The sequence below is a fragment of the Pedococcus sp. KACC 23699 genome, from assembly GCF_045348425.1.
Lineage (GTDB): Bacteria > Actinomycetota > Actinomycetes > Actinomycetales > Dermatophilaceae > Pedococcus.
Genome location: NZ_CP157483.1, coordinates 1,252,489 through 1,278,338 on the forward strand (window position 1 = coordinate 1,252,489; position 25,850 = coordinate 1,278,338).

Annotated in this window: 25 protein-coding genes; 12 read left to right on the forward strand and 13 right to left on the reverse strand. The window is 71.4% G+C overall.

From position 1 onward, the window contains the following. Window positions 1-40: 40 nt before the first annotated feature. Window positions 41-433: a hypothetical protein gene (locus tag ABEG17_RS05760; RefSeq protein WP_406832327.1), complete on the forward strand. Its 393-nt coding sequence runs from the start codon at window positions 41-43 to the stop codon at window positions 431-433. A 1-nt stretch (window position 434) separates the two neighbouring features. Continuing rightward, window positions 435-1,340 carry an oxygenase MpaB family protein gene (locus ABEG17_RS05765; protein WP_406832328.1) on the forward strand — a complete coding sequence of 302 codons (906 nt, stop codon included), beginning with the start codon at window positions 435-437 and terminating at the stop codon, window positions 1,338-1,340. Window positions 1,341-1,406: 66 nt separating this feature from the next. On the opposite strand, the gene ABEG17_RS05770 is transcribed toward ABEG17_RS05765, so the two are convergent. Next, window positions 1,407-2,684 carry an MFS transporter gene (locus ABEG17_RS05770; RefSeq protein ID WP_406832329.1) on the reverse strand — a complete coding sequence of 426 codons (1,278 nt, stop codon included), beginning with the start codon at window positions 2,682-2,684 and terminating at the stop codon, window positions 1,407-1,409. 65 nt (window positions 2,685-2,749) lie between these two features. On the opposite strand from ABEG17_RS05770, the gene ABEG17_RS05775 reads away from it, so the two are divergent. Continuing rightward, window positions 2,750-3,694: an NYN domain-containing protein gene (locus ABEG17_RS05775; protein ID WP_406832330.1), complete on the forward strand. Its 945-nt coding sequence runs from the start codon at window positions 2,750-2,752 to the stop codon at window positions 3,692-3,694. A gap of 4 nt (window positions 3,695-3,698) precedes the next feature. Here the strand turns inward: ABEG17_RS05775 and ABEG17_RS05780 are convergent, their stop codons facing one another. After that, window positions 3,699-4,280 (reverse strand): pentapeptide repeat-containing protein, encoded by a 582-nt coding sequence (locus ABEG17_RS05780; protein ID WP_406832331.1) that lies wholly within the window; start codon window positions 4,278-4,280, stop codon window positions 3,699-3,701. Between the two features lie 85 nt (window positions 4,281-4,365). Between ABEG17_RS05780 and ABEG17_RS05785 the strand changes: the two genes are divergently transcribed. The 4 genes from ABEG17_RS05785 (at window position 4,366) to ABEG17_RS05800 (ending at window position 9,376) form a co-directional block, all read left to right on the forward strand. Next, a complete protein-coding gene (locus tag ABEG17_RS05785) occupies window positions 4,366-5,463 on the forward strand; it encodes a citrate synthase 2 (protein WP_406833139.1) in 1,098 nt (365 codons plus the stop codon). Window positions 5,464-5,670: 207 nt separating this feature from the next. Further along, window positions 5,671-6,660, forward strand: a complete 990-nt coding sequence (locus ABEG17_RS05790; RefSeq protein ID WP_406832332.1) for a type IV toxin-antitoxin system AbiEi family antitoxin domain-containing protein — start codon at window positions 5,671-5,673, stop codon at window positions 6,658-6,660. 168 nt (window positions 6,661-6,828) lie between these two features. Then, a complete protein-coding gene (serC, locus tag ABEG17_RS05795; RefSeq protein ID WP_406832333.1) occupies window positions 6,829-7,950 on the forward strand; it encodes a phosphoserine transaminase in 1,122 nt (373 codons plus the stop codon). Between the two features lie 112 nt (window positions 7,951-8,062). Then, window positions 8,063-9,376 (forward strand): lytic transglycosylase domain-containing protein, encoded by a 1,314-nt coding sequence (locus ABEG17_RS05800; protein WP_406832334.1) that lies wholly within the window; start codon window positions 8,063-8,065, stop codon window positions 9,374-9,376. 24 nt (window positions 9,377-9,400) lie between these two features. Here ABEG17_RS05800 and ABEG17_RS05805 read toward each other — a convergent pair whose 3' ends face one another. The 4 genes from ABEG17_RS05805 to ABEG17_RS05820 form a co-directional block, all read right to left on the reverse strand. Continuing rightward, window positions 9,401-9,604, reverse strand: a complete 204-nt coding sequence (locus tag ABEG17_RS05805) for a hypothetical protein (protein WP_406832335.1) — start codon at window positions 9,602-9,604, stop codon at window positions 9,401-9,403. Window positions 9,605-9,821: 217 nt separating this feature from the next. After that, window positions 9,822-11,123 carry an MFS transporter gene (locus tag ABEG17_RS05810; RefSeq protein WP_406832336.1) on the reverse strand — a complete coding sequence of 434 codons (1,302 nt, stop codon included), beginning with the start codon at window positions 11,121-11,123 and terminating at the stop codon, window positions 9,822-9,824. Beyond that, window positions 11,120-11,590, reverse strand: coding sequence for a MarR family winged helix-turn-helix transcriptional regulator (locus ABEG17_RS05815; RefSeq protein ID WP_406832337.1), 471 nt, complete (start codon window positions 11,588-11,590; stop codon window positions 11,120-11,122). Before ABEG17_RS05815 ends, ABEG17_RS05810 begins: the two co-directional genes overlap by 4 nt. A 152-nt stretch (window positions 11,591-11,742) precedes the next feature. Beyond that, window positions 11,743-13,254 (reverse strand): NCS2 family permease, encoded by a 1,512-nt coding sequence (locus ABEG17_RS05820; protein WP_406832338.1) that lies wholly within the window; start codon window positions 13,252-13,254, stop codon window positions 11,743-11,745. A gap of 54 nt (window positions 13,255-13,308) precedes the next feature. Here ABEG17_RS05820 and ABEG17_RS05825 point away from each other — a divergent pair, with 54 nt between their 5' ends. Continuing rightward, complete coding sequence (locus ABEG17_RS05825; protein ID WP_406832339.1) at window positions 13,309-13,617, forward strand: DUF2530 domain-containing protein; 309 nt, start codon at window positions 13,309-13,311, stop codon at window positions 13,615-13,617. Between the two features lie 136 nt (window positions 13,618-13,753). Here the strand turns inward: ABEG17_RS05825 and ABEG17_RS05830 are convergent, their stop codons facing one another. The 3 genes from ABEG17_RS05830 to ABEG17_RS05840 form a co-directional block, all read right to left on the reverse strand. After that, window positions 13,754-14,674 (reverse strand): hypothetical protein, encoded by a 921-nt coding sequence (locus ABEG17_RS05830; protein WP_406832340.1) that lies wholly within the window; start codon window positions 14,672-14,674, stop codon window positions 13,754-13,756. A gap of 189 nt (window positions 14,675-14,863) precedes the next feature. Next, the gene (locus tag ABEG17_RS05835; protein WP_406833140.1) at window positions 14,864-15,601 is read right to left on the reverse strand and encodes a DUF3027 domain-containing protein; all 738 of its coding nucleotides are present in this window, start codon (window positions 15,599-15,601) and stop codon (window positions 14,864-14,866) included. Window positions 15,602-15,603: 2 nt separating this feature from the next. Continuing rightward, window positions 15,604-15,999, reverse strand: a complete 396-nt coding sequence (locus ABEG17_RS05840) for a cold-shock protein (RefSeq protein ID WP_406832341.1) — start codon at window positions 15,997-15,999, stop codon at window positions 15,604-15,606. A 179-nt stretch (window positions 16,000-16,178) separates the two neighbouring features. On the opposite strand from ABEG17_RS05840, the gene ABEG17_RS05845 reads away from it, so the two are divergent. After that, window positions 16,179-17,567 (forward strand): MFS transporter, encoded by a 1,389-nt coding sequence (locus ABEG17_RS05845; protein ID WP_406832342.1) that lies wholly within the window; start codon window positions 16,179-16,181, stop codon window positions 17,565-17,567. Window positions 17,568-17,605: 38 nt separating this feature from the next. Here the strand turns inward: ABEG17_RS05845 and ABEG17_RS05850 are convergent, their stop codons facing one another. From ABEG17_RS05850 to ABEG17_RS05860, 3 genes are all read right to left on the reverse strand, one after another. Then, window positions 17,606-18,535 (reverse strand): aldose 1-epimerase family protein, encoded by a 930-nt coding sequence (locus ABEG17_RS05850; RefSeq protein WP_406832343.1) that lies wholly within the window; start codon window positions 18,533-18,535, stop codon window positions 17,606-17,608. Between the two features lie 20 nt (window positions 18,536-18,555). Further along, window positions 18,556-18,969: an ATP-binding protein gene (locus tag ABEG17_RS05855; RefSeq protein ID WP_406832344.1), complete on the reverse strand. Its 414-nt coding sequence runs from the start codon at window positions 18,967-18,969 to the stop codon at window positions 18,556-18,558. Between the two features lie 140 nt (window positions 18,970-19,109). Beyond that, complete coding sequence (locus tag ABEG17_RS05860) at window positions 19,110-19,850, reverse strand: hypothetical protein (protein ID WP_406832345.1); 741 nt, start codon at window positions 19,848-19,850, stop codon at window positions 19,110-19,112. A gap of 164 nt (window positions 19,851-20,014) precedes the next feature. Here ABEG17_RS05860 and ABEG17_RS05865 point away from each other — a divergent pair, with 164 nt between their 5' ends. Further along, complete coding sequence (locus tag ABEG17_RS05865) at window positions 20,015-22,303, forward strand: helicase-associated domain-containing protein (RefSeq protein ID WP_406832346.1); 2,289 nt, start codon at window positions 20,015-20,017, stop codon at window positions 22,301-22,303. 21 nt (window positions 22,304-22,324) lie between these two features. On the opposite strand, the gene ABEG17_RS05870 is transcribed toward ABEG17_RS05865, so the two are convergent. Then, a complete protein-coding gene (locus ABEG17_RS05870) occupies window positions 22,325-23,266 on the reverse strand; it encodes a hydroxymethylglutaryl-CoA lyase (RefSeq protein WP_406832347.1) in 942 nt (313 codons plus the stop codon). 102 nt (window positions 23,267-23,368) lie between these two features. Between ABEG17_RS05870 and ABEG17_RS05875 the strand changes: the two genes are divergently transcribed. Beyond that, the gene (locus ABEG17_RS05875; protein ID WP_406832349.1) at window positions 23,369-24,133 is read left to right on the forward strand and encodes a hypothetical protein; all 765 of its coding nucleotides are present in this window, start codon (window positions 23,369-23,371) and stop codon (window positions 24,131-24,133) included. Beyond that, window positions 24,130-25,779: a DNA repair helicase XPB gene (locus ABEG17_RS05880; protein ID WP_406832350.1), complete on the forward strand. Its 1,650-nt coding sequence runs from the start codon at window positions 24,130-24,132 to the stop codon at window positions 25,777-25,779. The genes ABEG17_RS05875 and ABEG17_RS05880 overlap by 4 nt, the downstream gene beginning before the upstream one ends. The last annotated feature ends 71 nt before the right edge of the window (window positions 25,780-25,850 follow it).

The following is a 25,850-nucleotide window of genomic DNA, read 5'->3' on the forward strand; positions in this document are numbered from 1 at the left end:
GATTAGGGTGAGGAGAACGAGCCAGCGACAGGGAGGCACGATGCCAGGCAAGGGCAAGGCCGTCGGCAGCATCATCCGGTGGGGCGTGAAGTACGGCCCGCACGCGATCGTGCTCGCGCAGTCGGCCAAGGAGCCGGCCATGGCGGCGGCGCAGAAGGCCATCGACCGGCAGAAGGCCAAGCGGCGCGCGATCGAGCACGCCGGCACCGTCCGTGAGGGGTCGGTGCTCAAGACCTTCGACCCGCGCGCCGACCACGGCGAGGCCGTGTGGGTCGTGTTCTCCGGCGAGGACCCGATCGCCGCCCACCCGAGCACCACGACGCCGATCGGCGAGCTCATCGCCAACAGCGACCTGTCGACCCGGGTGCGTCCGGCCGACCTCCCCTCGCCCACCGAGCGGCTCAAGCAGCTCCCGCGTCGTCGCGGCCGCTGAGGTGGCCCTCCTCGACCCGATCTCCGGCGGGGCCCGTCGCCAGCTCGCGAACGCCTTGCGCTCCAAGGTCGCCGGAAACGACGCCCAGGTGAAGGCCGAGCGCATCTGGGGTGCCGAGGGCCCGCGCTGGTTCACGCCCGAGGACCCGATCTGGCGCGTGCACGCCGACGCCTCGATGTTCCCGGCCGGCATCCGCGCGCTGCTTCTGCAGTCGCTGCACCCCCTCGCCATGGCCGGGGTCGCGGGCCACTCGGGCTACAAGGGCGACCCGTGGGGACGCCTGCAGAGGACCAGCGAGTTCCTCGCGACGACCACCTTCGGCACCATCGAGGACGCCGAGGCGCTCATCGCCCGCATCCGCGGCATCCACGAGCGGGTGCGTGGCAAGGCTCCCGACGGACGCCCCTACTCCGCGAGCGACCCCCACCTGCTGAAATGGGTGCACGTCACCGAGGCCGACAGCTTCCTCACGGCCTACCAGCGCTACGCGGTCGATCCGCTGACCGACGCCGAGGCCGACCGCTACGTCGAGCAGAGCTGTGTCGTCGCCGAGGCGCTCGGTGTCATCGACCCACCGCGCACCGTCGCCGCGCTCCGCCAGACCATCGAGGACTACCGCCCCGAGCTCGAGTCCACCGAAGCAGCTCGTGAGGCGGCTCGCTTCCTGCTCGTGCACCCACCCCTGCCGCTCGCGGCCCGGGCCGGCTACAGCGCGCTCGCTGCCGGAGCGGTCGCGATGCTCCCCCGCTGGGCCCGTATGCCGCTGCGGCTGCCGTGGCTGCCCGTCACCGAGCGCTTCGTCGGGCGGCCGCTCGGCGGCCTCGCCACCGCGACCGTCCGCTGGGCCATGCAGGATCCCGACGACGTCCGCCGCCGAGCGCTGGCGAAACGCGACGTCGCCTCCTGATCGCTCATGCCCGAGCCTCGCCCCTGACGCTCGCTTCTGACGCTCGCCCCTGAAGCGGCAACCCGGCTACGGCCTGGGGTGCCGGGCGTCGTAGCGCAGGAAGCCGGGCTGCGCCCGGGACAGGACGACGATGGCGAGCACGCACGCCATACCGCCGAGCACGGCCGTCCACGCCTCGCCGACCCCGGTCGACAGGAAGCCGCCCGCCATCTCACCGAGTCGCGGGCCTCCGGCGACGACGACGATGAACACCCCCTGCAGCCGCCCGCGCAGGTGGTCCGGGGTCGCAGCCTGCAGGATCGTCGTCCGGAACACCGCACTCACCGAGTCCGACGCGCCGGCGACGGCCATCGCCAGCAGGCCGAACCACAAGGCTGTCCCCCTGTCGACCACTCCCCCGGCGGCCAGCATCGCCGCACCGAACCCTGCGATCGCGAACCCCCAGCCGACGATCGACACCATGATCGCCAGGCCCTGCCGTCGGATGTGCCCCAGGCGTCCAGAGAAGAACATCGCAACGATCCCGCCGACCGCTGCCGCCGCGCTCAGTGCCCCCACCGTCCTGGCACCCCCGCCGAAGATCACGGCCCCCGCGGCCGGGAAGAGCACGCGCGGCTGCGCCAGCAGCATCGCGGCGATGTCGGCGACGAACGTCATGCGAACGTTGGGTCGGGTCGCGAGGAAAGCGAATCCGTCGAGCACAGAACGCAATCCGGGCTTCGACGGTGCCGCGCCCTCCTCCCCCGGCTCCGGCGGGAGCGCCGGCAGCTTGGCCAGTCCCCACAGGGCAGCGGTCGTGATGACGGCGTCGACGGTGTATGCCGCCTTGAACCCACCCGCGTCGACCAGGACGCCGGCCATCAACGGGCCCACCGTCATCGAGGCGTTCATCGCGAACACCGACAGCGCGTTGGCCGCCGGCAGCTGGTCGCGGCGCAGGATCCGCGGGTAGATCGAGCTGCGGGCCGGCGAAGCCACGGCGAACGCGCCGTTCCAGAGCGCGACCAGGAGGTAGAGCACCCACACCTGGGTGTTGCCCGCCCACGCCTGCAGCGCGCACAGGATGCTCGTCACGAACGCGATGCTCTGGGCGATCAGCCCGACGACCCGGCGGTCGAAGTGGTCGACGAGGGTCCCGCCGTACAGACCCATGACGACCAGCGGCACCAGCGCGCAGAGCCCCACGATGCCGACGGCCGCCGTGCTGCGGGTCAGGTCGTAGACCTGGAGACCGATGGCGACCACGGCGAGCTGGGAGCCGACGTTGGAGAGGGTGAACCCGGCATACAGGCGGCGGTACGGCGCGTTCTCCCGCAACGGGGCGAGGTCGAGGAGCAGCGGCACGCAAGGGACTGTATGCCGCGTCGCGCGGGCCCCGGCTCGCGGTCCCCGGGGGGTACGGTCGCGCCATGGACCCTCGCGCGCGCATCGCCCTGCTCATCGATGCGGACAACTCCTCCGCCAAGAAGCTCGACCTCATCCTCAGCGAGCTGTCCAAGCTCGGGGAGACGAGCATCCGCCGGGCGTACGGCAACTGGACCAAGCCGGGCCTGCGGCCCTGGACCGAGGTGCTGCACGCCAACGCGATCCTGCCGATGCAGCAGTTCGACTACTCCCGCGGCAAGAACGCCAGCGACATGGCCATGGTCGTCGACGCGATGGCGCTGCTCTACAACGACCACCCCGACGCGTTCGGCATCGTGTCGTCCGACGCCGACTTCACCCCGCTCGTGATGCACCTGCGGGCCAAGGGCGCCCAGGTCTACGGGTTCGGTGAGGCGAAGACGCCCGAGCCGTTCCAGACCGCCTGCACCAAGTTCCTGCGCCTCGACCAGCTGTCCGAGCCGGACGAGGAGGTCGCCGAACCGGTCGGCGAGGAGGCGCCCGATGCCCCGGCCGACGGTGCGGTGCCCGAAACCGCTGCGTCCGGTTCTGCTTCGACGGCTGCTGCGGCGACGACCACGGCGAAACGGACGACCGCGAGGAAGAAGGCTGCGACAGCCGCAGCGGCCGAAGCCGCGCGGACTGCGCCGAAGACGGCGGCGGCGGCCAAGACGGCGGCGGCCAAGACCGCGGACACGGCGGCTCCGGTCCGGCGCAGCCCGAGCGACCTCAAGGGCGACGCCCGGCTCGTGCGGATGCTGCGCAACGCGGCCGAGGGTGCCGCCGACGAGGAGGGCTGGGCCAGGGTCAGCACCATCGGCCAGTACATCTCCAACCAGTCGTCATTCGACTCGCGCAACTACGGGTACGGCTCGCTGATCAAGCTGCTCAAGGCGATCGAGCTCTTCGAGATCCGCGACGAGGGCAAGCAGACGTTGTCCGTCAGGGACAAGCGCCGCTCGAAGGCCTGACCCGTCAGTCGGCGATGGTGAGGTCGAGCTCGGCGGCGAACGCCTCGGCGAGGTCGATGAGCTGGAGCCGGGAGATCTTGGCCCCGGCCATGCCCGCCACGCCACGGGGTGCACTCACCACCGAGGTGCTGAGGTCGACGTCCTTGAGCCGGGCCCTGGAGAAGTCCGGACCGATGACCCGACCACCGTCGAACTCGACCCGGGTCAGCTGGGCCTCCGCAAGATCGGGCTCGACGAGCTGACAGTCGACGAACTGCACGTCCCACAGCTTCGCTCCACGCAGGTTGAGGAACTCGATCTTGCAGCCCTCGAAGCGCACCCGGCGCAGCTCCGCGCCATACAGCTGGACGGCCCCGAGCCGGGCCCCACGGACGGTGCAGTCCTGCCAGGCCGACTCCGAGAGGTCGACGCCGGCGCCGCGCACCCCGGTGAGCTCGCACTCGCTGAACCGGGCCCGCGAGGCCCGCAACCGGGAGAGGTCGGCATCCGCGAACACGCACTCGAGGAAGCGGGCGTTCTCGCTGGAGCCCCCGCCCAGGTCGCCCGTGAACGTCTCGCCGTCGAAGTCCTCGTCCGCAATGAGCATGGGTCCATGGTGGCGGATGGCGGTGACGGTGCAGAATGTGCCGAGCCTGACCATCGCCAGTGTTGACGAACAGATCGGGGACCCGATGTCCGAGAGTGACTTCAAGCCCGGGCTCGAGGGTGTCATCGCCTTCGAGTCCGAGATCGCCGAACCCGACAAGGAGGGCGGCTCGCTGCGCTACCGCGGGGTCGACATCGAGGACCTCGTCGGCCGCGTGAGCTTCGGGCAGGTGTGGGGGCTGCTCGTCGACAACGAGTTCGACCCGGGCCTGCCACCGGCCGAGCCGTTCCCGCTGCCGGTGCACTCCGGTGACGTCCGTGTCGACGTGCAGTCGGCCCTGGCCCAGCTCGCGCCGCTGTGGGGGTTCAAGCCGCTGCTCGACATCGAGGCTGACGAGGCCCGCGACCAGCTCGCCCGCTCCTCGGTGATGGCCCTGTCGTTCGTGGCGCAGTCCGCCCGCGGCCAAGGACGCCCGATGGTGCCCCAGGCGCAGGTCGACCAGGGCAAGACCATCGTTGAGCGGTTCATGATCCGCTGGCGCGGCGAGCCCGACCCGCGCCACACCGAGGCCGTCGACGCCTACTGGGTCAGCGCGGCCGAGCACGGCATGAACGCCTCCACCTTCACTGCCCGCGTCATCGCCTCCACCGGCGCCGACGTCGCCGCCTGCCTCTCCGGGGCGGTCGGCGCCATGTCGGGTCCGCTGCACGGCGGCGCCCCGTCCCGCGTGCTCCACATGGTCGAGGGCGTCGAGAAGAGCGGCGACGCGCAGGCCTACGTCAAGGACGTGCTCGACCGCGGCGAGCGCCTGATGGGCTTCGGCCACCGGGTCTACCGCGCCGAGGACCCCCGTGCCCGCGTGCTGCGCGCAACCTGCAAGCGCCTCGACGCACCGCGCTACGAGGTCGCCGCCGCGCTCGAGCAGGCCGCCCTCACCGAGCTGCGCGAACGCCGTCCCGACCGCGTCCTGGAGACCAACGTGGAGTTCTGGGCGGCGGTGCTGCTCGACTTCGCCGAGGTCCCGGCCTCGATGTTCACCCCGATGTTCAGCTGTGCCCGCTCGGCCGGCTGGTCGGCCCACATCCTGGAGCAGAAGAAGACCGGTCGCCTGATCCGTCCGAGCGCCCGCTACACCGGCGAGGCCCCCCGCGGCCTCGAAGCCGTCAAGGGCTACCGCGCCTGACCCCGCCCCCGCGCCATAACCCCCGGCCCCGGGTTACCGCGGCGGTACTGCAGCAACCTCTGCTAGCAGAGGTTGCTGCAGTAGGGACAGGTTGCTGCCTGTGGTCGGGGCAGGAACCTGTGCTGAGTCAGGGCTTCTCGCAAGGCGCGGCCGGTGTTGTCCACAGGCTCATCGCGGCTCCGCGGCGATATCGGGCAGGCTGCGGCGATGGAACTCCACGAGCTGGCCCGCGACGGCGTCGTCTCGGCCGCCGACGCAGCCAAGCTCGGCATCGGCCCCTCCGACCTGCGCCGGATGCGCAGGCTGGGCTCAGTTCGACGCCTCATCCGAGGCTGGTATGCCGTGTGCCCGCCGGGCGCTGTCAGCCCACCGTGGGAGGGTGAGGACCGCTTCGACACGGACCGCCAGCGGCATCGTCTGCTGACGATTGCCCTGCTCCGCTCGTTCGAGGGCCGAGTGATCGCCAGCCACCACTCGGCGCTCGTGCTGCACGGCATACCGCTCTGGAAGTCGGACCTGAGCGTGGCGCACCTGTGCCGAACCGCGGACGACCACACGCGCTCCCGGCCCTCGGCATGTCTCCACCCCGCCTGTGGTGTCGAGCCCGTCCTCGATCCAGCCGGCTACCTGACGGTGCCCGTCGCCCACGCCGTCGTGCAGGTCGGGCTCATCCCCGTCGGCCCGGAGCGCACCACCTCTGCCTTCGAAAGCCTCGTGGCCGCGGATGGTGCGCTCCAGCGCGGACTGACGTCGGCGGATGCATTGAGGGACGCCGTCGATGCGCACGTCCGCCACCCCGGCATCGCGGGCGTTCGCAAGCTCCTCAAGCATGCCGACGGCCGGCACGAGTCGGTCGGGGAGACTCGACTCGCCCACGCCCTTCGCGTCCTGGGTCATCGCTTCACGCCGCAGGTATGGGTCGAGGCGGAGGGGCGACGGTGGCGCGCCGACTTCGAGCTGGACGAGCCGGTGATCATCGAGTTCGACGGGCTCGCGAAGTATGCAGGCGGCCTGAGCCGACCGAGCCCCGAGCAGCTGAGAAGCGCCCTCGCCACCGAGAAGTGGCGGGAGGACCGGCTGCGTGACACGGGCCGGGAGGTGACGAGGTTCGTCTGGCCCGAGGTGGACGATCTCAGACTCGTGCAGTCCCGGGTCGACGCGGCCATCTTGCGCGCCCGTCGGCGCGTCCGCCTCTGACGCCGTTCGGCCGCCACTCAGCACAGGTTCCTGCCCTGGCCCCAGGTTGCTACCTACCCCTACGGCAGCAACCTCTGCTAGCAGAGGTTGCTGCACGACACGCCTCGACAGGTCCGGGTTGTGGACCTGACGTCCCACGCCTCGGGACGAGGTGCAACACTCGTCCCCGTGACCGACAACGCCGCCACAACGATCCCTGCCGAGCTGCTCCCCAAGGACGGCCGGTTCGGCTCCGGCCCCTCGAAGGTGCGCCCGGAGCAGGTCGAGTACCTCGCGAGCCTCGGCACCACCCTGCTGGGGACCTCGCACCGCCAGGCCCCGGTGAAGAACCTCGTCGGCGCGGTCCGTGAAGGCCTGTCCGACCTGTTCAGCCTGCCCGAGGGATACGAGATCATCCTCGGCAACGGTGGCTCGACGGCGTTCTGGGACATCGCCGCCTTCGGGCTGGTCCGCGAGCGCGCCCAGCACCTGGCGTTCGGCGAGTTCTCCTCCAAGTTCGCGTCCGTCACGAACAACGCGCCGTTCCTGGGCGACTCCACGATCATCAAGGCCGACCCGGGCACGCTCGCCAGCGCCCGCCCCGAGGCCGGTGTCGACGTCTACGCCTGGCCCCACAACGAGACCTCCACCGGGGTGATGGCACCGGTCGAGCGGGTCGAAGGGGCCGACGAGGGCGCCTTGGTCCTCATCGACGCCACGAGCGGCGCCGGCGGCCTCCCCGTCGACGTCAGCGAGACCGACGTCTACTACTTCGGACCGCAGAAGTGCTTCGCCGCCGACGGTGGCCTCTGGCTGGCGGCGTTCTCGCCGGCAGCCCTGGCCCGGGTCGACGAGATCGCGGCGACCGGCCGGTGGGTCCCCGACTTCTTCAGCCTGCCGACGGCGGTGTCCAACAGCCGCCTCAACCAGACCTACAACACCCCGGCACTGTCGACCCTGGCGCTGCTGCGCTCGCAGATCGACTGGCTCAACGGCAACGGCGGCCTGGACTGGGCCGTGGCCCGTACCGCCGACTCCAGCGGGCGCCTCTACGACTGGGCGGAGCGCACGAGCTACACCACGCCATACGTCACCGACCCCGGCGCCCGCTCGCAGGTGGTCTGCACGATCGACTTCGACGACGCGGTCGACGCCGCGGCCATCGCGAAGACGCTGCGAGCCCACGGCGTCGTCGACGTTGAGCCCTACCGCAAGCTCGGTCGCAACCAGCTGCGCGTGGCGACCTTCCCTGCGACCGAGCCCGAGGACGTTTCGGCCCTGATTGCCTGCATTGAGCACATTGTCGGCTGATCGGCGCGCGCTGAGGCCAACCCGCGCGTAACCTCGGCCCCGGCTCCTCGTTGTTCCCGGTACAAGCCCCGGGGGTGGGGAGAACTGGACCGAGGAGTCGATGATGACCCGCGTGACGCGACCGAACTGGCGCACCGCCGCTGCCGCCCTGCCCGCGGTGGCCCTCATCGGGAGCGGGCTGGCCCTCGTCGCCACCGACGGCAACCCCAGCACCGACGTGGTCGCCGACTCCCGCCCCCTCGTCACGGTCCCCAAGGTCGCCGTCCAGCGCCCCGAGGCACCTTCCCTGCCGCCGCTGCCCGAGCTCCCGGCTCCGCCCGAGGCCAGCGCGACCCCGGTCAGCGCAGCGCCCGGTCTCCAGCTGTCCGACGCCGCGAGCGCCAACGGCATCCCCGCGGCGGCCCTGGCGGCATACCGCCGTGGCGCGCAGCTCGTGGACGCGGCCGACCCTGAGTGCAACATCGACTGGGCCCTCCTCGCGGGGATCGGCAAGGTGGAGTCCAACCACGGACGGTACGGCGGGAACGGCATCGACTCGACCGGCACGGTCCGTCCCGGCATCTACGGCATCCCGCTCAACGGCTCCAACAACACCGCCGTCATCCGCGACACGGACCAGGGCATCTTCGACCGGGACACCACCTTCGACCGCGCCGTCGGACCCATGCAGTTCATCCCCGGCACCTGGCGCTCGGTCGGCGTCGACGCCAACGGTGACGGCCGCAAGGACCCCCAGAACCTCATGGACGCCGTCACCGGAGCCGCCGTCTACCTCTGCTCCGGCCCGGGCAACCTCGGCACCGAGAGCGGGGCCCGCACCGCGGTCCTTCGCTACAACCAGAGCGACGCGTATGCCGACGAGGTACTCGCCCTCGCCGGCGGCTACCGCGGTGGGTATGCCGTCGTCCCCGACGGGGCGCTGACCGCGGCCCAGAGCTCGGGCCAGCCCTTCCTGCCGACGGGCAACGAGGTCCAGCAACCTGGTCCGGCCGCCGGAGTCGCCGGCGGAGGCGTCGCCGGGACTCCCGGCAGCAAGTCCAAGCCGAAGCCCTCGGCCGGCACGGCCAAGCCCTCCCCCAGCAGCACCTCCGGCTCGGGCTCGGGCGGTTCGGGCGCGGTCTCCGGCGGCTCAGGAGGGTCAGGGTCGACGCCTGCTCCCTCGACCACAGCAGGCGGTGGCAGCCTCGCCGGCACCGTGGGTTCGGTGGTCGGAGGCGTCGTCGGCGGCGTGACCGGCCAGACCCCGACCCCGTCGTCGAGCCCCACCCCGAGCCCGTCGTCGAGCACCTCGAAGCCGACGCCGAGCAGCACCCCGACCACCCCGGCCCTGCCGTTGACCGTCGCACCGGTCAACGGCACGTGCCCCACCGCCTACGACCCGGTGCTCAACGTGCTCAAGGTCGTCGTGCTCTGCAAGCTCAAGTAGCCGGTCGAGCAGTTGGTCGTGCCCTCAGCCGTCGCGACGGCTGAGGGCAGCGAGACTGCCGGGCCCGACCGGACTGTCGTCGACCTCTCGCCCCTGGTCGTCGAGCACGGTGACGTGGCCGCCACCGCAGTCGGACAGGTGGAGGGAGGCCCAGCGGCGGGCACCTTCCAGGGTCCTGCAACGACGCGCGACCCCGCACCCCGCGACCTCCCACGAGTGGGGACCCACGGGCCTGACCGTCAGCCCACGCGGCGGCGGATCGCCTGCCATGACTTCAGCGTCCCGCTGTCGGCGCTGCGGCGCCTCAGCCAGATGGGTGACCCGCTGCCAGGCCAAGGAGCACCGGCCAAGGACCGGCGCGGTCAGCGCACGATGCTCGCGACGACCGCGACGGCGACGACGATCAGCAGGACCGCGATGGTGACCCGACGGCGGAAGACCGGCGTCACCGTACGGCCTCGGGAAGCGGCTCAGAGACGGTGGCGGGCGCGGGGAGGGTGCGGATCCGCAGCCGCGGGCGTCGCTTCGTCTCGTAGGTCACCTGGACATTCTCGTGCCTCGCGAGCCAGATCGACACCACCACCGTCACCAGGCCGACGGCGATCGTGCCGATGCCGATGGTCCAGCGCGGGCCCCACACGTCGCCGATCCAGCCGATCACCGGGGCGCCGAGCGGGGTGCCACCCATGAAGATGGCCATGTAGAGAGCCATCACGCGGCCCCGCATGGCCGAGTCGACGGTGAGCTGCACCATCGCATTGGCCGTGGTGAGGGCGGTCAGGGCCGAGAGCCCGACGGGCACCAGGGCCAGGGCGAACAACGGGTAGGTCGGGGCGAGCGCCGCGAGCCCGCTGGAGATGGTGAACCCGACGAACGCGACGAGCAGGACCCGCAGTCGCGGACGGGCGCGGCGGGCCGACAGCAGCGCCGCGGACAGCGAGCCGATCGCCATGATCGAGCCCAGCAGGCCGTACTCCTGGGGACCCTTGCCGAACTCCCGCGTGGCCATCAGGGCGGTGGTGATCTGGAAGTTCATGCCGAAGGTGCCGAGCACGAACACCAGGGCCATGACGAGCATGATGTCGGGGCGACCGCGGACGTACCGGACTCCCTCACGGATGGCGCCCTTGCCCCGGGACAGCATCGGCGCGGGCCTGAGCTCGGCCTTGGCCATCGACGCCAGGGCGATGAGCACCGCGACGAAGGTCAGCGTGTTGAGCAGCAGCGTCCAGCCGGTGCCGAACGCGGCGATGGTGAGGCCGGCGACCCCGGGACCGACGAGGCGACCGGCGTTGAACGAGGCGCTGTTGAGGGAGACGGCGTTGGCGAGGCGCTCGCGCGGCACCATCTCGGAGACGAAGGTCTGCCGGGCCGGGTTGTCCACCGCGGTGGCGATCCCGGTGAACAGGGCGATCGCGTAGACCATCCACAGCTGCGCGGTGCCGGTGACGACGAGCAGGCCCAGGGCCAGTGACGACAGGGCCAGCGCGGTCTGGGTGATCGCGAGGATGACCCGCTTGGGGTAGCGGTCGGCGATCATGCCCGCCCACGGGGCGAGCAGCAGGAACGGCAGGAACTGCAGCCCGGTGACGATGCCGAGAGCGGTCGAGGAGTGGTTGGTCAGCTCCGTGAGCACCAGCCAGTCCTGGGCGACACGACCCATCCAGGTGCCGATGTTGGAGATGAACGCGCCGGTGGCGTAGATCCGGTAGTTGCGCACCGAGAGTGAGGAGAACGTGGGGCTCATTCGTTGGCCACCCGGGTGAGGATGACAGCAGCCTGTTCGAGGACGACCTGCTCTGCGGGAGTCAGACGACCGACGCGCACCGACATCCAGGCATCGCGCTTGAGGCGGATGTCGCGCAGCAGGGCCACGGCGTCCGGCGTCAGCGACAAGATCACCTGACGGCGGTCGGAGGGGTCGGCGGTGCGCTCGACGAGTCCCAGCTCGACGAGGCGTCCGACGGTACGGGTCATGCTGGGTGGGCTCACCCGTTCGATCTCGGCCAGCTCACCAGGCGTGCAGGGAGCCTTCTCCAGGCGGTTCAGGACCGAGAACTGGTGCGGCGCGATCGCGTCCGTGCTCTCGAACCTGACTCGCCGCGAGATGCGCATGCAGGCGAGACGGAGCTCTCCGGCAAGGCGCGAGACGGCTGCGGGGGTGAGACCAGCCTCAGCGGTGCGACGCGGCGAGCGCGCAGGCGGTGGGGTCATCAGGGGTCTCCTCGGTTCAGGTACTTAGCATAACTCATTACCTGTGCTAAGTATTTCCGAGCCACCGCACCCCCTGCACGACGTATGCCGCGTGGCCCCCCTCACGGGGCCACGCGGCATACGGGTCGAACGGGGTTGGCCGGGAGGTCAGGTCAGACGCCGAAGAGCTCCTTGATCGGGGTGATCGCGAAGTAGATGACGAACAGGACCGACACCGTCCACAGCAGCGGGTGGATCTGGCTGCTCTTGCCCCGGACCGCCTTGATGAGGGTGTAGACGACGAAGCCGGCGCCGATGCCCGCGGTGATGGAGTAGGTGAACGGCATGAGCACGATCGTGAGGAACGCGGGGATCGCGACCTCGAGGTCGTCCCAGTCGATGCCCTTGACCTGCTGCATCATCAGGAAGCCGACGATGATGAGCGCCGGCGTGGCGGCCTCGTAGGGCACGATCTTGACGAGCGGGGCGAAGAACGTCGCGAGCAGGAACATCGATCCGGTGACGACCGAGGCCAGGCCGGTCCGTGCGCCCTCGCCGACGCCGGCGGCGGACTCGATGTAGGACGTGTTGGACGAGACCGAGCCCACACCACCGGCGATCGCCGCGACCGAGTCGACCATGAGGATCTTGTCGGAGTTGGGCGGGTTGCCGTTCTTGTCCAGCAGGCCGCCCTCGGCGCCGACCGCGACCATCGTGCCCATGGTGTCGAAGAAGTCGGCCAGCAGCAGCGTGAAGACCAGCAGGACCGCTGCGACGACGCCGAGCTTGGAGAACGAGCCCAGCAGGTTGAAGTGGCCCAGCAGGGAGAAGTCGGGGACGTCGATGATGTTGTCGGGCAGGGTCGGGACGTTCAGGCCCCAGCCGGCCGGGTTGACGAACTTGCCGGTGGCGTCGACCTGCGGGCCGATCTTGGCGATGGCCTCGACGATGATCGCCAGCACCGTGCCGCCGAGGATGCCGTAGAGGATGGCGCCCTTCACATGGGTCACGGTCATGAGGATGATCGCCAGCACCCCGACGACGAAGACGAGCAGCGGCCAGCCGTTGAGCGCGCCGCCGATGCCGAGCTCGACGGGGACCGGACCGGTGCCGGTACGACGGACGAAGCCGGCGTCGACGAGCCCGATGATCGTGATGAACAGGCCGATGCCGACCGAGATCGCCGTCTTGAGCTCCGGCGGGATCGCGCGGAAGACCGCCTGCCTGAAGCCCGTCAGCACGAGGACCAGGATGATGACGCCCTCGATGACGATCAGGCCCATCGCGTCGGCCCACGTCATGTCGGGGAGCTTGGCGATGCCGAACGTCACGAACGCGTTGAGCCCGAGGCCGGTCGCGAGGGCCAGCGGGTAGTTCGCGACGACGCCCATGAGCAGCGTCATGACGCCGGCGATGAGGGCGGTCCCGGCGGCCACGAGGGTTTGCGCCTTGACGATGTCGCCACCACCGAGGAACTGGCCGGTGCCGTCCTGCTGGGTGCCGATGATGAGGGGGTTCAGGACGACGATGTAGGCCATCGTGAAGAAGGTGACCAGTCCTCCGCGGATCTCCCGTCCGACGGTCGAGCCGCGTTCGGTGATCCGGAAGAACCCGTCGAGTCCGCTGGTGGGGGCACTGCCGGCCGTGGCCGTCGCAGGTTTCGTTGAGGGAGTGGGCTTCGCCATGGGCAGCAGAGTAGAGCCTGCGTGTTGCGACGGTGTGAAAGATAGGCTGCACGCATGACCGATTCGCCACGACACCCCGCGGGCCACCCCGTGGGAGAGCCCTCTGGCGTCCCTGTGGCCGAGCCCGCCCGCGTCGTGGCCGAGCCGGACGAGCTGCAGCCTCTGGCGCTGAGCAGTGCGACCGTCACGCTCTGGGGCACCATCGGCTGGTTCGTGGCGCTCGGCATCATCCTCGCGGTGCCGTCCCTGCACCAGGGCGACCGTCACTGGTGGCCGTGGACCTGTGTCGCCGCGATCGTGCTGGGCCTGCTCGGCTTCTCCTACGTCCGCCGCGGCCGCGGCAACGCCACCGGCGCCGAGTAGCCCCCGCTCCATACCCCTCGCCCGCGGCCGCCTCAAACGCCCGCTCCCCGGCAGAACGCTGGTTGCGCGGCAATAGTTGGGACAACAACCCGCGGTATGCCGCGCAACCGGCGTTTTGCGCTTGGGCGGGACAGCATCAGGCGGCTGCACGACGCAGCGCTGCCTCGATGCGACGGCGAACCTCGTGTGGGCGAGCCAGATCGGCCCACGTCAGCCGGATCACCACGAATCCCATCTCCCGCAGCCGGTCCTCGCGCAGCTTCTCCGCCACCAACGCTGCCTGACCATCTGCGCCGGCGTACTTGACGGCCCCGTCGAACTCGACGACCACGCGTCCGGCGACGAGGAAGTCGACGCGCGCCATGACGCGACCCCAGCCGTCCAGGACCTCGAACTGCGGCTCGACGGGGAGTCCGAGCGCGACGAGCAACAGTCGCGTTCGACTCTCTCCGGGGGACTCGCTCGACCCGTCGACGGAGTCCAGCGCCTTCCTCACCCGAGCTCGCCCACGAAGGCTGGACAACAGTCGCTCCCTGGCATCCTCGAGATCGTCGAGCGTGCACGACCCCGCGCGCAGAGCTGCGTCCGCTGCCACGACCCCACCCTCCATCGAGAACGACGACGTGGTCACCACCGCGTCCGCAACCGTCTGGACCCGGAGACCATTGATGCGCCTGACCGCGACCAGACCGCGAACCGGTGTCACCCGCAGCCCGGCACGGGTGGCGGCCTCCTGGACATCGGAGGACAGGACCACGAGTCCACGGTCGACGTCCCACAGCGGCAGCCGCCACAACGCGAGCGCGCTGTGCCGACTCACCACTTCCGCCCCGCCTCGCGACCGGGCCACGGCCAGGACGGTCAGCCGATAGCGCTCGTCGACACCAGCACGGGCCCACTGCGCCGGGTCCACGTAGGCACCCCTGCGGACCCTGACCAGCTCGCCCCGACGAACCCAGCGCTGCACGTCGTCGGAGGAGCAACGGAGATGGGCCAGCTCACCTGCACCGATGACGCCACCGTTCGCCGCCACCCGGGCCACCACCTGTCCGTCCATCACCCGACGATGACGTCAGGCAGGGGGCGGTCACGAGCAACGAGACGCCCCGTTGTGGACGACAAGGGATCCTTGCGACCCCTGTGGACACACAAAACGCTGGTTGCGCGGCATACCGCGGGTCGTTAACCCGACTGTTGCCGCGCAACCAGCGTTTTGCGGTAAGGGCACGGGGTGGAGCGCTCGCGGTCAGACGAGGTCGTAGCTCATCTCGTCGACGATGGGCTCGCCGGTGTGCACGTGCTCGGCCGGCTCGGCGTCGACCTCGGAGTGGGCGCCGCAGCCGTGGTCAAGGCTCACGACGCGACCGTCGGAAGGCGACCAGGCGTTGGCGCACACGCCGAAAAAAGACCGGAGGGCACCCGCCATCGGGAGGAAGTACCCGCAGGTCGAGCAGGGCGCGGACGCCTTCTCGGCGACCTCGGCGCTGGGGCCGTTCTCGCCCTCGTACCAGCGCTGGGCCGCCGCCTCGCGACCCTCGGCGGACAGCACGCGCTTGCGGCCGAGCCCGAGCTCGTACGTCGCGAGCTCGTCGACCTCCTCGTCACCGGTCGCCTCGAACCCGGCCTCGAGCAGCGGGTCGTCCTCCTTGTAGGGCAGGACGTCGCCGGCGCCGAGGTCGCCGGGGGCGATGCGGTCGGCGTACGGCAACCACTCCGGCGACAGCAGCGCGCCGTCGCCGGGGACGAGGTTGGTCTCGCACACCGTCGCGACCTTGCCGCGGGGCACGCGGGCGACCGAGATCGCCCAGCGCCACCCGGGGTACGCCTTCGCGGTGCACGCGAAGTAGTGCGTGCCGAGGCGCTCCTCCTCGAGCTGCATACCGAGGTGCTCGCCGACGGTGCCGGACTCCGCGATCGACTCGGCAGCCTCGCGGGCGAGGTCGACGGCGGCCTCGAGCACCGCGTCCTTCTTCGGGGTGGCCATCCTCACGGCTCCAGCTGGTCGGCGAGAAAGCGCAGGACCGCGGCGACCTTGGTGCCGTGCTCCTTGTCGAGGCGGCGGCCGCGACGCAGGGAGTTGCTGGTGCTGTCGAGCAGCTTGATGGCGTCCTCGACGAGGGGCGCGAGATCCTCCGGCGACTTGCGGTTCTGCTCGCGCTTGCCGGCCGTGACGCTGGGCGCCGGCTCGAGCAGGGTCACCGCGAGCGCCTGGGTCCCGCGACGCCCCTCGGCCACGCTGAACTCGACGCGCGCACCGCCCTTGAGCGTGCTCGCGCCCTCGGGCAGCGCGTTCGCGTGGAGGAACACGTCGCTGCCGTCGTCGCCGGAGATGAAGCCGAAGCCCTTCTCCGCGTCGTACCACTTGACCTTGCCAGTGGGCACTGGTCCACCTCTACATCGAAAAGTTTGGGTGCGCTCTGTGCGCGTCACAAGGCTATCGGGTGGCGCCAAATCCTTTGCGGTATGCCGCGCGGGGCGCTGGGCGCGTCAGCCCACCCGGACCCGTGGCCGGGTGGGAAAACCGGTTCGGGACTGTCGGTGGGGTGCGGCAGGATGTCCCGGTGAGCGAGTCGTCCCCGTCCCCGCAGTCTCCTGAGCAGGCCCCGAAACAAGGGGTCCGCCAGTTCTGGGGCGACCTGTCGGTCGAGGGGCGCTGGTTGCTGTCGACCGTGGCGATCCAGACGCTTGGCCGCGGCCTGACGCTGCCCTTCACCGTGATCTACCTCAACGAGGTCCGCGGCATCTCCCTGGACCTCGCAGGCGCGCTGATGGCGTTCATCGCGGTGGTCGCGCTCGCCGTGACCGGGCCCGGGGGCGCCCTGACCGACCGGGTCGGCGCCCGGTGGATGCTCCTGTTCGCCACGAGCGCCCAGCTGGTGGGGTGCGTCGTCCTGGCGTTCGCGACGACGCCGTGGACCGTGGCGCTGGCGTTCGTGTTCCTCGGGTTCAACTTCGGGGTGTCCTGGCCGGCGTTCAACGCCCTCGTGGCAGCCGTGACCACGGGACCTGCCCGCCAGCAGTACTTCGGCATCAACTTTGCCCTGGTCAACCTCGGGATCGGCCTCGGTGGCGTCATCGGTGGCCTCTACGCCGACGTGCACCACCCGTCCTCGTTCACCGTGATCTTCCTGGCCGACGCCGCGTCCATGCTCGTGCCCATCGCCCTGCTGCTCGGACCGCTGCGCCACGTGCACGGCCGGGCCGAGAAGCCCGAGGGCACTGACGGCTCCGGTGGTTCCTACCTCCAGATCGTCCGCCAGCCCCTGGTGATCTGGATGACCGCGCTGACCTTCCTCGGCACCTTCGTGGGCTACGGCCAGATGGAAGCCGGGTTCCCTGCCTTCGCCCGCCAGATCAGCACCGTGCCGACCGAGGTGATCGGCTTCGCGTTCGCCCTCAACACGGCGGTGATCGTCGGGTTGCAGTTCGCCGTCCTGCACCGCATCACCGGTCGCCGGCGCACCCGTGTCCTGCTCGTCATGGCCGGGTTGTGGGCGGGGGCCTGGGTCATGCTGGGACTGACCGGGTTCGCCCCCGGGACCCTCGTGGCCGCCGCAGGGGTGCTCGCCTTCCACGCGCTGTTCGCGCTCGGCGAGACCCTGCTCCAGCCGACCATCCCGGCGATCACCAACGACATGGCTCCTGACCACCTGCGCGGCCGCTACAACGCCGTCAGCGCCGGGGCCTTCCAGTCCGGCACCATCCTCGGGCCGGTGGTGGCCGGCTTCATGCTGGGCCACCACTGGTCCGCCGAGTTCATCGTCATGCTCGTCCTCAGCTGCGGCGCCATGGCGTGGCTCGCCCTCGCGGTGGAGCGCCGGATCCCGCCACTGGTCAACGGCGTGCAGGCCGGGGCCGTCGTCGCCCTCACCGAGCCCACCGGGGCCGGTCCGGGCGACGGCGTGGCCACCGGCCCGCAGCCCGCACCGGTCAGCACGCGGACCGACTGACTCGGCACACGACACCCGCCAGCCCAGCCGACGACGCGTCAGGCCAGCTGGCCCGGGCTGATCCCCCAGGTGCCCGACCACGCCTGGCCGGGCTCGAGCACCACGAGCCCGTCACCGGAGTTGAAGGCGTTGCTCGGGCACGACATCGGCTCGACCGCGATCCCCCTGGTCCCGTTCACCCCCGAGTCGGCGCCCTTGGCCGTGTAGACCTGCACCCAGTCCAGGCCCTCGCCACCCCAGACCCGGACGTCGCCGCCCGCGAGCCCGCCGACGACGACCTCCCACGCCCCGTCCGGGCGAGTTCGCACGAGGTCCGTGTATGCCGTGTCGAGGCTCGTGCTGCCCAACGGCCGGGCTGTGCGGAAGTCCGTCTCAGGACGAACCGGTTCTGTCGTGGTCGGGATCATCCGCTCGTCGACGCGGACCTCACGGGCAGCGGGGATGCTGAGCTCGACGTCGGCGAGGTGGGTGTCGTTCAACGCGACGTACGGGTGCGCGCCATACCCGAAAGGCGCAGGTGCATCACCCACGTTGGCGGCGTGCACGCTGACGGACAGACCGAGGTCGTCCATGACGTAGTTGACGCTGAGGTCGAGGGTGCCGCTCCAGCCGGGCGACGGGTGCAGACGGGTGCGGACGGTCAACGCGGACCAGTCCTCGTCGTGCCAGTGCAGCTGCCAGGGGAGCCAGCGGACCAGTCCGTGGTTGGAGTTGGACAGGGGGATCTCGGTGAGGGCGAGCTGGTGGTCCACGCCGCCGAAGGAGTAGCGCCCGTCACGGATCCGGTTGGGCCAGGGCATCAGCACCTGCCCGCGGCCGGCGAGGCAGAACTCGTCCTCGTCGTAGCCGGCCACGACATCCGCGCCGTCGACGGTGTAGGTCCGCAGGCCACCGCCGACCTCGACGATCGTGGCCTCCTGTCGGCCGTGGCGAAGGGTCCACTGCTCGCCGCTGGGAGAGGTGCTCATCTGCTCACGCTACTGGCCGCTCACCGCACGCTGAAGGTGACCCACACCGACTTGCCACCGTCCGCGTGGGTGTCGACGCCCCAGTCACGACCCAGCCCATCCACCAGGGCCATGCCGCGTCCGCTGGTGTCGAGGACCTGGGCCGCCACCAGGGTCGGTCCGACCCTCGAGCCGTCCCGGACCTCCAGCAGCAACGTGTCCTCGTACGCGTGGAGCAGGACCGTGAACGAGGTCGCGGTGTGCACCACGGCGTTGGTGGACAGCTCGCTCACGACCAGCTCGACATCGCTGCTCAGGTGCGACAGGGCGTGCTCGGCGAGGCAGTCGCGGACGAAGCCCCGCGCCCTCGACGCACTGATGGGTCGAGCCGCCAGGGTGGTCTCGCAGGACCACAACATGCAGGTGCCCATGAGGGCCTTCCGCCGGGTGTTCACGTGGTGGCACTGGGGTGGACGTCATCAGGCTGGGCGACGACCGGCCCCAAGAGCGACCGTACGACCACGACGCAGACCCCTTTAGGGACCTAAGTCCTCAATGTGAGTTCTGCGTCCCGACCACGAGACCCTCGGGGTGCTCAGGGGGTGCGCGCTGCCCGGATGAGGACGGCCCTGGCGCCGGCCTTCTGCGCCACGACGAGCACCGAGTCGCCCTTGGTCCAGCTGGTGGCGCCACCGCGGGTGGAGCCGTCGACGGCATACGTGGCGGTGAACCCGTCGGCGCTCTTGACCGAGACCGAAGAGGTGGAGGCAGCCGTGACCGTACCCCGCTGGACGGTCATGACGACCGACGTGCCAGCAGCATCCTGCGCCGTGAACTCACCGTGCTGGACGTTGCCGAGCGCGCCGAGCCCACCCATCATCGACCCCATGCCGCCACCGGGCGCAGCACCGTTCCCCCTGTCCAGGCGCCGCTGCGGCCCCGGGGGCAGGCCACCTTCACCCTGGTCACGCATCTGCTCCATCCGGTCCGTGCGGTCGTGGTGGCCGACCACCGCCCGCGCGACGGCCACGGCCCCCACCCCGGCCACACCGAGGACGAGCAGCAGCGCCAGGCCGGCCGCGACGATGAGCGCGATCGTGCCTCCGGTGGTGGACGTCGCCTGGCGAAACAGGTTGGGCCCCTTCGGCGGCCTGCCGGGCTGAGCAGCCACGGGGGCGCCGGGCTGCCCGGGGTGGAGCGGACCAGTCTGCGCCGGACCAGCCTGCGCCGGACCGGGTGGAGGCGAGCCGGGCTGTGGCGGGCCGGGCTGGGCGGCTGGCGGTGGGGCCGCGGGCATCGGCCTGGTGGGTCCGGTGGGCCCGGTGGGCTCGGACATGGCGGCTCCTCTCGCTCCTGTCCAGTATCGGCCGCGAACCTGTGCGTTGACTGACGATCCGACCCGCTCGCCTCGGCTCGGTCCGACTCGCTCGACCCGGCTGGGCTCGACCGGTCGCCGGTCGCGTGGCACGCCGCCGGTCGGTGGCCGACTACCGTGGTGCGGTGCCCCCGAAGACCCGTCCGCAGCCCGTGACCGTCCGGTCGATGGCTGACGACGTCCGGGGACGCACCGACGGCGAGCTGCGCGAGCTGCTGCACCGCCGCCAGGACCTCGCCCGCCCAGCCCCTGCCGACCTGTCCGCGCTGGCCGCCCGAGCCAGCACCCGCGCGAGCGTGCAGCGGGCCGTGGACTCCCTCGACCTCGCCCACCTCCAGGTCCTCGAGGCCGCGCTCGCAGCCCCCGAGACCTCGTCGTCCGCGGTCGAGCCCGCTACGGTCGCCGCCCTCTTGGGCGCCACCGCCGGCACGGTCTCCCCGCTCCTGGACGACCTGTGGTCGTTGGCGTTGCTGTGGCGCAGCCCCGAGGGCCTCCGAGTCGTCCGCACGGTCAGTGAGGTGCTCGTGCACCCGGCCGGCCTGGGACCGCACGCGGTGGACCTTCCCGGCGCGGACCCGGCGCCGGCCCCTGACGACGTCACGAAGGCGGTGGCCGACGCCCCGCCTGCCGCCCGCGCCATCCTCGACCGCCTCACCTGGGGCCCGCCCGTCGCGGTCCTGCCAGCAGGCACGCCTGACCGGGTGGCTGTGGGCGCCCGCTGGCTCCTCGAGCAGCACCTGGTCCGCCCCGCCGGCGGGGACCAGCTGGCCCTGCCTCGTGAGGTGGCCCTGGCGTTGCGTGGCGGCCGCAGCCACGCCGAGCCGGCCCTCGCCTCCCCCGTCCTCGACGGGCAGGACCGGGCGCTTGACACCATCGACGCCGCAGCCGGCCAGCAGGTCACCGACCTGCTCGCCCTCGTCGACGAGCTCGCCGCGGAGTGGGGACTGCGGCCACCGCGCGTCCTGCGGTCGGGTGGGCTGGCCGTGCGCGACCTCAAGCGGGTCGGCTCCGTCCTCGACGTGGACGAGGCGCGGGCGGCCTTCGTGGTCGAGCTCGCGTATGCCGCCGGCCTCCTCGCGGACGACGGCTCACTGGACCCGTCGTGGGCGCCGACCCCGGCGTACGACGAGTGGCAGCAGCAGCCCGGCGACCAGCGCTGGGCCGCCGTGGCCCGCGCCTGGCTCCTGACCACACGCGCACCGCACCTGGTCGGGACCACCCCGGCCGGAGCCTCCGGAACGGTCAACGCCCTGGGCCCGGACGCCCACTGGCCACCCGCCCGAGGACTGCGGCGCGACGTGCTGGACCAGTTCAGCGGTGCGCCGAGCGGCCTCTCACCCACTCCCGCGTCCGTCGCGACGGCGCTGCGCTGGCGGCGACCGCGGCGCGTCCCCGGCACCTTCGACGTCGTCATCACCGCCGTGCTGCGCGAGGCCGAGTGGCTCGGGGTCACCGGCCGCGGGGCCCTGTCCAGCGCCGGCCGCGCCCTGCTCGAGGGCCGCGACGAGTCGGCCCTCGCCGCCGCGATGCAGCCGCACCTGCCTGACCCGGTCGAGCACGTCCTCCTGCAGGCCGACCTGACCGCCGTCGCGCCCGGTCCACTGGCCGGCAGCCTTGCCACGTTCATGCGGCTCGTCGCCGACATCGAGTCCCGAGGAGGCGCCACGGTCTACCGCTTCACCCCCGACTCCGTGCGTCGCGCCCTCGACGCGGGCTGGTCGGTCGACCAGGTCGTGGGTGCGCTCAGCGACGCCAGCCACACCCCGGTGCCCCAGCCCCTGGACTACCTGGTCCGGGACGTCGCCCGTCGCCACGGCCAGGCCCGGGTCGGGGCGATGCGCGCCTACATCCGCTGCGACGACGAGACCACGCTCGGCGCCATGCTCGCCGAGCGCGAGCTGTCGCCCCTGCAGCTGCGAAGCATCGCGCCGACCGTCCTGGTGTCCCCCGTCGCGGCCGAGATGGTCGTGGACTTCTTGCGGGAGAACGGTTTTGCGCCTGCGGCCGAGACCCCCGACGGCGGCATCGTCGTCCCCCAGGCGGGCCGGCACCGTACTCCCCTGCAGCGTCGCACCTCCCCTGTCACCGCCACGGGCGTCGACGACGAGCTCGTCACCACCCTCGTCGGCGCGCTGCGCGCGGGCGAGCAGGCAGCTGACTACCACCGCGAACAGGTCGCCACCCGTCCGGGGCCCAGCCTGCCGAGCACCGACCCGACCACGACCCTGGCCGTGCTCCGGGACGCCGCCGCCGACCGGCAGGCGGTGTGGCTTGGCTACTCCGACGCCGACGGACGCGTGCAGCGGTTGCTGTTCTACCCCGAACGCGTCGAGGGCGGACGGGTGCACGGCACGGCGGAGGGCCTGAGCCGGACCCTGTCCATCCACCGGGTCACCGGTGCCGCGGTCACCTGACGACCGCCCGACCCCGGGACGTCAGTCGCTGCCGGCGAGCGCCTTGACGACCCGGGACGGCGAGGGCCGACCGAGCTGCCCGGCCATCCAGGTGCTCGTCTCCACGAGCGAGGCGAGGTCGACGCCGGTGTGGACACCAGCGCCGTCGAGGGCCCACACGAGGTCCTCGGTGGCGAGGTTGCCGGTGGCGCTCTTGGCGTAGGGGCATCCCCCGAGGCCGCCGGTGGAGGCGTCGACGACGGTCACGCCGTGGCGCAGCGCCGTCATGGTGTTGGCCAGCGCCTGCCCGTACGTGTCGTGGAAGTGCACCCCGATCCGCTCGACCGGTATGCCGCGTGCCTCCAGGGCGTCGAGCAGCCGGCTCACGTGCCCGGTGGTGCCGACCCCGATGGTGTCGCCGAGGGAGAGCTGGTCTGCACCCAGGTCCATCAGCCGCGCTGCGACGTCGGCGACCTGCTCGACCGGGACCGGGCCCTCCCACGGGTCGCCGAAGCACATCGAGAGGTAGGCGCGGACCCACAGCCCCGACTGGCGCGCGCGGTCCACGACCGGGGCGAACATGTCGATGGACTCGGCGACGGTGCGGTTGAGGTTCTTGCGGGCGAACGTCTCCGTCGCGCTGCCGAAGACCGCGACGGCGCCCACCCCGGCAGCCAGGGCCCGGTCGAGCCCTCGCTCGTTGGGCACCAGCACCGGGCGTCGCGGCCCCAGGCCTGCATCACCGAGCAGCCCGAGCACCTCGGTGGCATCGGCGAGCTGCGGCACCCAGGCCGCCGGCACGAACGACGTGGTCTCGATCGTCTCCAGCCCGGCCGCGGCCAGGCGGCGCACGAACTCCGCCTTCACCTGCGCAGGGACGACGGTCTTCTCGTTCTGCAGCCCGTCCCGCGGACCCACCTCGTAGATGGTCACGGCGTCCGGCAGGTCGCTGGCGGGCTCGAGCTGCGGCAGTCCGGTGGTCACAGCCTGATCCTGCCACCTGCCCCATTCGGTGGTTGCCGACCACAGGTCATCACGGCGCAGGTTAGATTTGACGCCAGTACCAGACCGGCGCAAGGACATCGCATGAGCGACACCCCCAGGAACGACGGCTCCGAGGACCTCGGAGACGAGGTCTTCCGCGACCCCACCGCCCCCAGCGACGTGCCGTCCTACGGCCCGCCGTCGTCCTCGGGCACCCCCGAGCCGACCGTGCAGCTGCCCACCGGTGGTGACACCCGGCAGGTCCCCACCGACTCCCCGGTGCCCCCGCCGCCCCCGGCTCCGGGCGGCGAGCCCCCGGTGCCGCAGAACCCCTACGCCTCGCCGCCGCCCGGCGCGTCGCCGCAGAACCCCTACGCCTCCCCAGCCGGCGATGCCTCGCCACAGAACCCGTACGCCTCGCCGCCCACCGCACAGCAGTACCCGAGCCAGGACGAGGTCGCTGCCCAGCACGGGGCATCCGCTGCCCCTGTGCCCCCGGGGTACGGCCAGGCACCCGCCTACGGCCAGCCGCCGGCCTACGGTCAGCAGGCATACGGACAGCCGGCTTACGGACAGCAGCCGTATGGCGCCCCGGTCGGGTACGCGACGGGTGGCTCGCTCAGCGGCGGCTCCATCGCCCTCCTGGTCGTGTCCGGGCTGCTCACCATCGGTGGGTGCGGCCTGGGCATCCCAGCGCTCGTCTTCGCGATCATCGCGGTGACCAAGAAGGACGAGCCGTCCGAGATGGCGAAGTGGACCAGGTGGGGCTGGATCGCCCTCGGGGTCACCATCGCCCTGGTCGTCGTGGGCTTCGCCCTGGTCATCGGTCTCGCCGTGTCCACCGGGAGCGGGTCGACCAGCCCGTGACCGACGGCCCCCTGATCGTCCAGAGCGACAAGACGCTGCTGCTGGAGGTCGACCACCCGCGTGCCGAGGAGGCGCGACGGGCGATCGCCCCCTTCGCCGAGCTCGAGCGCGCTCCCGAGCACATCCACACCTACCGCGTCACCCCGTTGGGCCTGTGGAACGCCCGCGCCGCCGGCCACGACGCCGAGCAGGTGGTCAACGCCCTGATCACCTTCAGCCGGTATGCCGTGCCGCACGCCCTGCTCGTGGACGTCGCCGACACGATGGACCGGTACGGCCGCCTCACCCTGGAGAAGGACCCCGAGCACGGCCTGCTGCTGCGCACGACCGACCGACCGGTACTCGAAGAAGTGTTGCGGCACAAGAAGATCAAGCCGCTCATGGGCGAGCGCATCGACGCCGACCGCGTCCTCGTGCACCCATCCGAGCGCGGCCACCTCAAGCAGGAGCTGCTCAAGGTCGGCTGGCCCGCCGAGGACGAGGCAGGGTACGTCGACGGCGAGGCGCACCGCATCGACCTCGACAACGCCGACTGGAGCTTGCGGCCCTACCAGCAGCAGGCGGTGGACGGCTTCTGGCACGGTGGCTCCGGCGTCGTGGTGCTTCCCTGTGGCGCCGGCAAGACCCTCGTCGGTGCCGGGGCGATGGCACAGGCCAAGGCCACGACGCTGATCCTCGTGACCAACACGGTCTCCGCCCGGCAGTGGCGTGACGAGCTGCTCAAGCGCACCAGCCTCACGGAGGAAGAGATCGGCGAGTACTCCGGTGCCCGCAAGGAGGTCCGCCCCGTCACCATCGCGACCTACCAGGTGCTGACGACCCGCCGGAAGGGCGTCTACACCCACCTCGACCTGCTGGACGCACGCGACTGGGGCCTCATCGTGTACGACGAGGTCCACCTGCTGCCCGCGCCGATCTTCCGGATGACGGCCGACCTGCAGGCGCGACGGCGCCTGGGCCTCACCGCGACGCTGGTGCGCGAGGACGGTCGCGAGGCCGACGTCTTCTCCCTCATCGGTCCCAAGCGTTACGACGCCCCGTGGAAGGACATCGAGGCGCAGGGCTACATCGCGCCCGCCGACTGCGTCGAGGTGCGCGTCACCCTCCCCGACAGCGAGCGCCTCGCGTATGCCGTGGCGGAGCCCGAGGACCGCTACCGCCTCGCCTCGTGCAGCCCGGTCAAGATCCCCGTGGTCGAGAAGATCGTCGCCCAGCACCGCGGTGAACCGACCCTCGTCATCGGGCAGTACCTCGACCAGCTCGACGAGCTGTCCCAGCGGCTCGGGGCCGACATGATCACGGGCGAGACCTCGGTGTCGGAGCGGCAGAAGCTGTTCCAGGCGTTCCGGGTGGGCGAGATCGACCTGCTGGTCGTCTCCAAGGTCGCCAACTTCTCGATCGACCTCCCGGAGGCCAGTGTCGCCATCCAGGTGAGCGGCACCTTCGGCTCTCGCCAGGAGGAGGCCCAGCGCCTCGGCCGGGTGCTCCGGCCCAAGGGCGACGGCCGCACGGCGCACTTCTACTCGGTGGTCTCCCGCGACACGGTCGACGCCGAGTTCGCCGCACACCGCCAGCGCTTCCTGGCCGAGCAGGGTTACGCCTACCGCATCGTCGACGCAGACGACCTCGGCGACGTGCCCGCCTGACCTCGCCCTCCCGCCGAAGGGTGGGAATCTGCCGCTTCGCCGGCCGGTGAAGCGGCAGATCGCCACCTTTC

Excerpts from the sequence above, each read along its gene's own strand:
- ABEG17_RS05760 (WP_406832327.1), top strand. The coding sequence starts at position 41 with ATGCCAGGCAAGGGCAAGGCCGTCGGCAGCATCATCCGGTGGGGCGTG.
- ABEG17_RS05775 (WP_406832330.1), top strand. The coding sequence starts at position 2,750 with ATGGACCCTCGCGCGCGCATCGCCCTGCTCATCGATGCGGACAACTCC.
- ABEG17_RS05780 (WP_406832331.1), bottom strand. The coding sequence starts at position 4,280 with ATGCTCATTGCGGACGAGGACTTCGACGGCGAGACGTTCACGGGCGAC.
- ABEG17_RS05785 (WP_406833139.1), top strand. The coding sequence starts at position 4,366 with ATGTCCGAGAGTGACTTCAAGCCCGGGCTCGAGGGTGTCATCGCCTTC.
- ABEG17_RS05790 (WP_406832332.1), top strand. The coding sequence starts at position 5,671 with ATGGAACTCCACGAGCTGGCCCGCGACGGCGTCGTCTCGGCCGCCGAC.
- ABEG17_RS05810 (WP_406832336.1), bottom strand. The coding sequence starts at position 11,123 with ATGAGCCCCACGTTCTCCTCACTCTCGGTGCGCAACTACCGGATCTAC.
- ABEG17_RS05815 (WP_406832337.1), bottom strand. The coding sequence starts at position 11,590 with ATGACCCCACCGCCTGCGCGCTCGCCGCGTCGCACCGCTGAGGCTGGT.
- ABEG17_RS05820 (WP_406832338.1), bottom strand. The coding sequence starts at position 13,254 with ATGGCGAAGCCCACTCCCTCAACGAAACCTGCGACGGCCACGGCCGGC.
- ABEG17_RS05825 (WP_406832339.1), top strand. The coding sequence starts at position 13,309 with ATGACCGATTCGCCACGACACCCCGCGGGCCACCCCGTGGGAGAGCCC.
- ABEG17_RS05830 (WP_406832340.1), bottom strand. The coding sequence starts at position 14,674 with ATGGACGGACAGGTGGTGGCCCGGGTGGCGGCGAACGGTGGCGTCATC.
- ABEG17_RS05835 (WP_406833140.1), bottom strand. The coding sequence starts at position 15,601 with ATGGCCACCCCGAAGAAGGACGCGGTGCTCGAGGCCGCCGTCGACCTC.
- ABEG17_RS05850 (WP_406832343.1), bottom strand. The coding sequence starts at position 18,535 with ATGAGCACCTCTCCCAGCGGCGAGCAGTGGACCCTTCGCCACGGCCGA.
- ABEG17_RS05860 (WP_406832345.1), bottom strand. The coding sequence starts at position 19,850 with ATGTCCGAGCCCACCGGGCCCACCGGACCCACCAGGCCGATGCCCGCG.
- ABEG17_RS05875 (WP_406832349.1), top strand. The coding sequence starts at position 23,369 with ATGAGCGACACCCCCAGGAACGACGGCTCCGAGGACCTCGGAGACGAG.